Raw genomic sequence first — 8,017 nt, 5'->3', positions numbered from 1 at the left:
GGCCTGTCCCTCCTCAAGCCGCTGTGCGGCGTGGATGACGACCTGGAGGCGAACCTCGCCCGGTTCGCCCAGCTGCCCTACCCCCACTACGAAGTCCTCCTGGGCGTGAAGGACGCGCACGACCCGGCCTTCGCGGTGGCGAAGGCCGCGGAGGCGAAGTGGCCCCACGTCATGCGCGTGGTGCTCCAGGTGGGCGAGCCCGGCTTGAACCCCAAGGTGAACCAGCTGGTGACGCTGTCATCAGAGGCCCGCCATGACTTGTGGGTGGTGAGCGACAGCAACACCTGCGTGGGCGACGGCTACCTGGAGGAGATCGCCGCCGCCTTCGAGGACCCCACCGTGGGCTGCGTGACGCACCCCGTGGCGGGGCTGGGTGAGAAGACCTTCGGTTCGCTCCTGGACAACCTCCACCTGTCCTCCAGCGCGGCGGCGGGGATGATCGCCGCGAAGCACCTGGCGGACCGGGACATCGTGGTGGGCAAGTCCATGGCGCTGCACCGCGAGGACGTGGAGGCGCTGGGCGGCTTCTTCTCCGTGAAGGACGTGCTGGCGGAGGACTACGTCATCGGCCAGTGGGTGACGCGCAAGCTTCACAAGCGCGTGGTGCTGGCGCACACCCCTGTCTTCAACGTGTCCCTGCGCAAGGGCGTGGACGCCTTCTTCCAGCGCTACCTGCGCTGGAGCGTCATCCACCGCACAGCGGTATCGCCCTCGACGTACATGGCGCAGGCGCTCCTCAACCCGGCTCCGCTCGCGGTGCTGGGCGCGCTGATCCACCCGTCCGCGCTCACGGGCCTGGCGGCGCTGGCGGTGGTGCTGGGCAAGGTCTGGGTGGACGTGGCGGTGTTCCGCGCGCTCAGGCCCCAGCCTGTGGGTCTGCGCGCGGTGCCCGCGGTGCTGGTGAAGGACGCGCTGCTCTTCGCCGCGTGGTGGCACGGCGCGTTCAGGCGCACGGTGGACTGGCGCGGCACGCGGTTGCGCGTGGTGTCAGGCACGCGCCTGGTGCCGATGCGTGCGCGTGACACGGCCGCGGCGGAGTGGATCCCCAGCAACGGGGTGGGGTGAACGACGCTGGCCCAACTTTTGACGATCCTTCGAACACCAACCCTCGCCGCTCGAAGAACCGATGCCTATCTCCTTCAGCATGGCCTCCCTGAAGCTGGCGCATCTTTCGGATCTTCACCTGGACATGAGCCGCGAGAGCGACGTCGCCGCGTCCTCACTGGTGAAGGCCCTGGCGGCGCAGGAAGTGGATCATGTGGTGGTGACGGGAGACCTCACGCACCGCGGATCCCACGCTGAGTTCCAGCGCTTCCGTGAACACTTCGCACCCTGGATGGAGACCGGACGCCTCACCTTCATCCCCGGCAACCATGACCGGCCCGGCGAGGATGTCGGCAGCGGGTTCATGGAGGGACGCAAGGTCCACACGGTGGAGAAGGCAGGACTCTTCCTGGTCTGCGTGGACTCCACCGGTGAGCACAACCGCAACTATTTCCACAGCCATGGCGAACTGACGGAAGGCGTCGTGGACGAAGTGGACCGCGCGCTGGAGGCCGCGCCGAAGGACACGCTGGTCGCGGTGCTGCTGCACCACCACGTGATGCCGCTGCCCCTGGAGAGCTTCCCGGAGTGGATCGCCACGAAGTGCGGACTGCCCCACGCGTCGGAGCTCGCGTTGGGAAGCCGACTGCTGGAGCGCGTGGGCGGCCGGTGTGACCTGGTGCTGCACGGCCACCGGCACATCCCCAGCGAAGCCGACCTGGGCAGCCCGGGTGAGCGAACCCTGCGCGTCTACAACTCCGGCAGCAGCACGGACCTGGGCCGCTTCCGCGTCTTCAGCCACATGGCTGGCCGGCTGGTGGGCGAGGCGGAGTGGTGCCAGGCGTCGGAGCCGGCCAGGCCGCGCACGGCGGTCCACAACGTCAGGCCTGCCCTCCAGTACCTCGTGGGCCAGCTGGGCATGGCGCTGTTCTAGGGCCTGGCTGCCTGCCTGCCTCATGGCGGGGCTGGGTGCAGGTGCCGCGAATGCCAGCGGGTCCCCGGAAGGTTCTCCCCAGGTCAGGAGGATGCTTGGGGCGACTCGCGGTGGATGACGGAGCGCGGAAGGTCCTGGTCGTGGATGACGACGCGGACTGGCGGGAGTTCCTCCGGGTGAGCCTGGAGGACCTCGGCTATGAGACCACCGAGGCAGCGGACGGACAGGAGGCGCTCGACTCGCTCAAGCGGGGCGAGCGCTTCAAGGTCATGCTGCTGGACCTGAACATGCCGGGCATGAGCGGCCTGGAGGTGGTGGAGAAGCTGCCGCGTGCGTCCACGAACCCGCGCATCGTCTTCCTCACCTCGGCGGCGGCCCAGGATGTGGGCAGCGCACTCATGTCGGGTCCCCACTACTACCTGCCCAAGGGAGCGAGCCGGGATCAATTGTCGCTCCTCCTGCAATCGCTGGGGGTGTAGGACGGGAGGCGTCCCCCGCCGGCCAGGAGGTCCGCCATCGTCACGGAGCTCGTCATCATCCTGTTGCTGGTGCTGGCCAACGGCGTCTTCGCCGGCGCCGAGCTGGGCCTGTTGTCCGTGCGCAAGACGCGGCTGAAGGAGCTCTTGGAGCAGGGCAGCAAGTCCGCGAAGGCGGTGTCGGCGCTGCGGGATGATCCGGAGCGGCTGCTGGCCACGGTGCAAATTGGCATCACGGTGATTGGCTCCACGGCGGCGGCCTTCGGCGGCGCGAGCATCGCGCAGCGGCTGTCCGGGGTGCTGTCGGGGCTGGGGGTGCCGGAGGCCACGGCGAGACAGGTGTCGTTCGCGCTGGTGGTCGCGCTGGTGTCGTACCTGTCGCTGGTGCTGGGGGAGCTGGTCCCCAAGTCCCTGGCGCTGCGCTACTCCGAACAGTACGCGCTGACGCTGGGCCGTCCGCTCAAGGCGTTGGCGTGGGTGATGCGGCCCCTGGTGTGGTTCCTCACCGCGAGCTCCAACGTGGTGCTGAAGCTCTTCGGGGACCGGACGAACTTCTCCGAGTCGCGCCTGTCTCCGGATGAGCTGCTGCAGCTGGTGGCGGAGGCGTCGAAGCAGGGCACGCTGGATCCGCGCGCGGGAGAGATTGCGTCGCGCGCCTTCGCGCTGGGCGACCTGACGCTGGGCGAGGTGATGGTGACGCGCGAGCACGTCGTCGCGCTGCGCCGGCACGCGAACCCGGAGGAGATCCGCCAGGTGCTGCTGGAGCACGGGCACTCGCGGATGCCGGTGTACGAGGGCACGCTGGACAACGTGGTGGGCTACATCGTCGCCAAGGACCTGCTGGGCGTGGCCTGGGAAGCGAACCTCATCGTGCTGGAGGACGTGCTGCGCCCGCCGCTGTTCCTGGTGGAGTCCATGCGCGCCATCCCAGCGCTGAAGGAGCTGCAGCGCCGGCGGATGCAGCTGGCCGTCGTGGTGGACGAGCACGGCGGCGTGGTGGGGCTGGTGACGGTGGAGGACCTGGTGGAGGAGCTGGTGGGGGACATCCTCAGCGAGTCCGAGACGCCCGAGGTGCTCATCCGGCGCGAGGGCCCCAACCTCGCCGTGGTGCAGGGCGAGGCGAGCCTGCGCGAGGTGAACCGCTCGCTGGGGCTGGAACTGGAGGAGAGCGAGGACTACTCCACCGTCGCGGGCCTGTGCATCGCGCTGGCGGGGGGCGCCATCCCGGAGCCGGGCGCGCGGCTGTCCCTGGCGGACGGCACGGTGCTGGAGGTGCTGGAAGCGTCGCCGCGCCGCGTGGGCCAGGTGCGCTTCCACCTGCCGGAGCAGCCCGCGCAACCAGAGGCGTGAGAATCCGGACGCGTGCCCCAGGGCGTCATTGGTGATGACGCGCCGGGTCGATATAAGCCCGGAAGGGTCAGCCCCGGCCCCGGGAGGCTCGCGCCGCGGATGTCGTCATCGCCCCCACGCATCGCATTCGCCATCGAGACGACGCTCGGCAACGCGGTGTTCCTGGAGAACCTCCAGCGCGCGCTGGCGCGCCGCGACGACATCACGCCGGTGTGGCTGCCCATCGACGAGCACGCGGATGACGTCTGGGAACAGCTGCCGCTGGTGCGCTCGCGGCTGTCGGTGCGCGGAGGGCTGCGGACCCGCAGCGCGCTGAACCAGGCCTTCGCCCGGGAACCGGTGCGGGCCGCGGTGGTGCACACGCAGCGGATGGCGCACCTGGCGCACGACTTCATGCGCCGGGTGCCGAGCGTCATCTCCACAGACGCGACGCCGAGCGGGCTGGAGGACTACCTGCGCTACTACGGCCTGCCCACGCAGCACGCGGGCTGGGTGGGCCGGGCGAAGAACGCGCTGCACCGGCGCACGTACGCCATCGCGAAGGGGATGCTGTCCTTCTCCGAGTTCACCAAGCGCTCACTGGTGGAAGAGTACGGCGTGCCCGATGAGAGCGTGCACGTCGTGTGGCCCAGCGTGGACACGTCGCTGTGGCGGCCCGCGCCGGAGAAGAAGCCCCGGGACGGCGTGGTGCGGCTGCTCTTCGTGGGAGGCGACCTGGGGCGCAAGGGCGGCAAGCTGCTGCTGCGCTGGGCGCGGGAGACGCGGCGGAAGAACTGGCGGCTGGACCTGGTGACGTCCACGCACTTCGAGGCGCCGCCGGGGGTGCGTGTCCACGTGGGCGTGCAGCCGAACTCACCGGAGCTGATTGGCCTGGCGCAGGCAGCGGACCTCTTCGTGTTGCCGACGATGGCGGACATGTCGTCGTGGGCCATCGCGGAGGCGAAGGCCGCGGGGCTCGCCGTGGTGTCCACGCCCGCGGGCGGCGTGGGCGAACTGGTGCGCGACGGCGTGGACGGGCGCATCGTGCCGGTGGGTGACTACGGAGCGCTGGCGAACACGCTGGACATGCTGGTGCAGCGTCCGGACACGCTGGAGGCCATGGGGCTGGAGTCCCGCCGCATGGCCGAGGAGCACATGGATCTGGACACGACGTGCTCGCGGATGCTCGCGTTCATCCGTCAGGTGACGGGGGTCTGAGCGGGACATGCGTTCCCTTCATCCCGCCCTGGAGCATGTCCACCAGCAGGCCCGGGGCGGTCCGATGGATCGCCGGTTCCGGGTCACCCTGCACTTCCATCCGGATGCCGTCTTTGAAGGCAGCGGCATCCTGCCCGCGATGCGGCGTGACGGCCGGTACCGCTCCCAGTTCGAGACGCGCACGAGCAACGGCGGGCTCACGGCGTTTCCCCAGGGAGCGCGGTGGCAGTGGGAGAGCCGCCTGTTCAACGGCTTCTATGATCAGCGCGGCGGAAGCGAGCGCCCCAAGTACGGCTCGCTGAACTTCCGCGGTGATGCATATGGAGGCTCGCCGCGCTTCGGCTCGGGCTACTTCCGGCTGACGGAGGCGGCGCTGGACCGCTCCAGCTTCTGCTTCCCGGACAGCGTCTTCGAGCCCACGGCCTTCGGGACCTCCGAGCGGATGGCCCTGATGGACCTGGCGGAGGCCACCGCGCTTGAGGATCCACTGGACTGGTATGTCGAAGCCCACGTCCATGGCGACCTCTGCCTTCCAGAGGACATCGAGGCCCTGGTCCTGGACCCCAGCTACCGGGGGACGCCCGTCGAGGACGAAGCTCGCGCGCTGGCCGTCCCCCTGGAGTGGCATCCGGGATACGCCGTCACGTTGGGAGCGCTGCACCAGCACCCGGGCTACCGGGGTGACGACATCGTGCGGCTCGCGGAGCGGCTCGCGGACGACGAAAGGCTCACACCGTTCATCCTGGGCCGCGCGCGTTCAGATGCCTCGGTGGAACCCCAGCCGCTCAAGAAGCTCTGGCACTGCCTGGCCCGCTTCGGGAGGACCTGGGATTGGCCCGCCCCGGGTGGTTGAGCCGTTCCCACGTTTCAGCAAGGCTCATGCTCACCATGGCCGCCAAGATCCTCCGGTATCGCGCTGCGAGTGCCATTGCCCTCACCGTCTTGGTCGGGTGCGGCTCGGCCACTGTTGGCACTACCGGGAGACCCGCCGCCGCGAAGTACGTGGGCCCGGTTGTCACCACCCCGGACGGCGGCCAACTGCGCACGACCATCTACTACGGGCCGTGGCAGTGCAGTGCCGCGTTCCTTTCACGGTGCGAGTCGAAGTGCGCCGCGCAGGGCTACCCCCTCATGGGCTGTATGTGGCTGGCCGACTTCAAGGGCGACTGGAAGGGGCGCTACCTCTTCATGCCTGCGGAGGCGGGTGGCCGCCTCGCCATCACCCACTGCTGCTGCGACTACCCGAAGGTCGCTGACCCGGAAAGTCTTCGGAAGGTGTGGTCGCGCTCACGCATCCGCTTCCGTGAGGAGTGGGCGAAGGAGTTTGGCACCTGGCCGAACACGGCAGGGCGTGCGTGGCCCGGCCACCACCTGAGGGACTTCCTCCATGGAGGAGATCCGACAGCGCCTGGGAACATCCTCCCCGTTCCAGATGAGGTGCACACCGTCATCAACGCCGAGTACCCTGCCTGCTACGCGCCCGGAGGGAAGTGGCTGACGCCCGGCCCTGAGCGCCCGTACGCGGATTGAGTGCGCCGCCATGCCCACAAACATTCAGCGCCTGTTGACAGAGCTTACCCGGCACCACTTCCCAAACCCGCCCGCGACGCCTGCGCAGCTCGCCGCGTTTGAGGAACGCGTGGGCTGGAAGCTCGATGAGGACCTCCGCTCCTTCTACCTGCACTGCGACGGAGCCGCGCTCTTCAAGTCCTGGCCAGACACCAATTTCTGGATCCTGCCCCTTGCCCAGGTGCGCCGCGGACGGGTGGCAATCCAAGGGCGAGACGAGGATACCAACGGGCCACCAGACTGGTACGCACTCGTGGACCTTCAGGACACGGACTTCGTCCTGGTGGACGTGGCCCAACGCCGGGGGCCCTACCCCATGCGCGATGGGTACCACGGGACGTTTCCGGATGCGGCCCATACGAAGGTCATCGCGACGTCGTTCGGGGATTTCCTGGCAAAGGCGCTGGCAAGCGGCGATGAGTTCTTCTGGCTAGATGGGTGAGCACCGCCCGCACGTTACGCACAGGGGATACCAGCCGCCTGCGCGCATTCAGAATATAGTTGGAGCTGGTCGGAGCCGTTCACCAGGTAGGAGATCCAATGGCAACCAACGATGGATTGCGCGAATCGCTTCTCAAGGAGTTCCAAGAGGCTAGAGCTGAACTAACGGCAGACCTCCAGTTGCTAAGGCTCTTGCAAAGCACACGGCCTGACGCGGCCAGTTTTGTGACTACCGCTGAGCATCAGACGGAGGAGCGAGTCCGCCACGGTCGTGCTCGGTATGAGCAAGCCTACGAAAGGCTTCAGAACTACAGGAGCTGAAATCAGCAGCGGCCCGCCCCGATGCGCTGAGTCGGGCCCCTGAGCAGCACCAGCCGAACGTCTACCGGACTTCAGCGCTGCCTGGCCGAGCAACTGGTTGGCCTCCGTGCAGGCGAAGCGACTCAGATTGTCCGAGCGGACACGACCTGCCGGGGCGCGAGTAGAACAGCGCAAGACTGAGTGTTACGCACTCATATTTTGGGCTCCCCAGCCAATCCCTTCAATGGGGTGTTTTTTCCTCTTTTTCGAACCAGGATTGAAAAGCCACCATCGTGGTGACGCCCACAGGAGTGCTTCCACGGTGTTGCTCATCAGTTACGATCTAAATCGGGACACAGATGGGAGTCGACACGCCGCTCTCGACAAGTTCATCATCGAGACGGCGCCGTCATCCATCAAAGCTCTGGAGTCGCAATGGCTTGTCGACACGACCCTGGCGCGTGGATATCGCTCAGCCTCAAAGTAGCCGTTGCCCGTTGTTGGACGCCTTCCACGAGACGGCCCCAGAAGTGAAGGTCATCGCAGGGTCATTCAGCGACCTCGTGGAGACGGCGCTGGCTAGGGGCTGTCCCTGATTAACGCAGCCAGAGAAGCATGGACGCAACGTGCAAGACGGCGAGGTAGCAGGTCGCCGTCTTGTCGTAACGAGTGGCGGCGGCGCGAAAGCGCTTGAGGTCGTGGAAGA

At 67.8% G+C, this 8,017-nt stretch carries 8 protein-coding genes; all 8 read left to right on the top strand.

Features of this window, described 5'->3' with window-relative positions:
* Positions 1-1,065 (top strand): glycosyltransferase (locus D7W81_RS37445; RefSeq protein WP_120560160.1); only part of this gene is annotated, 1,065 nt, incomplete at its 5' end.
* Between the two features lie 61 nt (positions 1,066-1,126).
* The gene (locus D7W81_RS37440; RefSeq protein WP_120560159.1) at positions 1,127-1,978 is read left to right on the top strand and encodes a metallophosphoesterase family protein; all 852 of its coding nucleotides are present in this window, start codon (positions 1,127-1,129) and stop codon (positions 1,976-1,978) included.
* Between the two features lie 50 nt (positions 1,979-2,028).
* Entirely contained in the window at positions 2,029-2,457 is a 429-nt protein-coding gene (locus D7W81_RS37435; RefSeq protein ID WP_120560158.1) for a response regulator, read from the top strand.
* A 63-nt stretch (positions 2,458-2,520) separates the two neighbouring features.
* Entirely contained in the window at positions 2,521-3,804 is a 1,284-nt protein-coding gene (locus tag D7W81_RS37430; protein WP_120560157.1) for a hemolysin family protein, read from the top strand.
* Between the two features lie 99 nt (positions 3,805-3,903).
* Positions 3,904-5,001 carry a glycosyltransferase family 4 protein gene (locus D7W81_RS37425; RefSeq protein WP_120560156.1) on the top strand — a complete coding sequence of 366 codons (1,098 nt, stop codon included), beginning with the start codon at positions 3,904-3,906 and terminating at the stop codon, positions 4,999-5,001.
* 7 nt (positions 5,002-5,008) lie between these two features.
* On the top strand, positions 5,009-5,854 hold the full coding sequence (locus D7W81_RS37420) for a DUF3626 domain-containing protein (RefSeq protein WP_120560155.1): 846 nt from the start codon (positions 5,009-5,011) through the stop codon (positions 5,852-5,854).
* 35 nt (positions 5,855-5,889) lie between these two features.
* Positions 5,890-6,531: a hypothetical protein gene (locus tag D7W81_RS37415; RefSeq protein WP_120560161.1), complete on the top strand. Its 642-nt coding sequence runs from the start codon at positions 5,890-5,892 to the stop codon at positions 6,529-6,531.
* Positions 6,532-6,541: 10 nt separating this feature from the next.
* Positions 6,542-7,012: an SMI1/KNR4 family protein gene (locus D7W81_RS37410; protein WP_120560154.1), complete on the top strand. Its 471-nt coding sequence runs from the start codon at positions 6,542-6,544 to the stop codon at positions 7,010-7,012.
* The last annotated feature ends 1,005 nt before the right edge of the window (positions 7,013-8,017 follow it).

This window comes from Corallococcus aberystwythensis (assembly GCF_003612165.1).
GTDB classification, from domain to species: Bacteria; Myxococcota; Myxococcia; order Myxococcales; family Myxococcaceae; genus Corallococcus; species Corallococcus aberystwythensis.
This window is presented reverse-complemented; position numbering and strand designations above follow the sequence as displayed.

What these genes read in the sequence shown, in the direction of transcription:
- D7W81_RS37435 (WP_120560158.1), top strand. Translation starts at nt 2,029, where the DNA reads ATGCCAGCGGGTCCCCGGAAGGTTCTCCCCAGGTCAGGAGGATGCTTG.
- D7W81_RS37420 (WP_120560155.1), top strand. Translation starts at nt 5,009, where the DNA reads ATGCGTTCCCTTCATCCCGCCCTGGAGCATGTCCACCAGCAGGCCCGG.
- D7W81_RS37410 (WP_120560154.1), top strand. Translation starts at nt 6,542, where the DNA reads ATGCCCACAAACATTCAGCGCCTGTTGACAGAGCTTACCCGGCACCAC.
- D7W81_RS37415 (WP_120560161.1), top strand. Translation starts at nt 5,890, where the DNA reads ATGGCCGCCAAGATCCTCCGGTATCGCGCTGCGAGTGCCATTGCCCTC.
- D7W81_RS37440 (WP_120560159.1), top strand. Translation starts at nt 1,127, where the DNA reads ATGCCTATCTCCTTCAGCATGGCCTCCCTGAAGCTGGCGCATCTTTCG.
- D7W81_RS37425 (WP_120560156.1), top strand. Translation starts at nt 3,904, where the DNA reads ATGTCGTCATCGCCCCCACGCATCGCATTCGCCATCGAGACGACGCTC.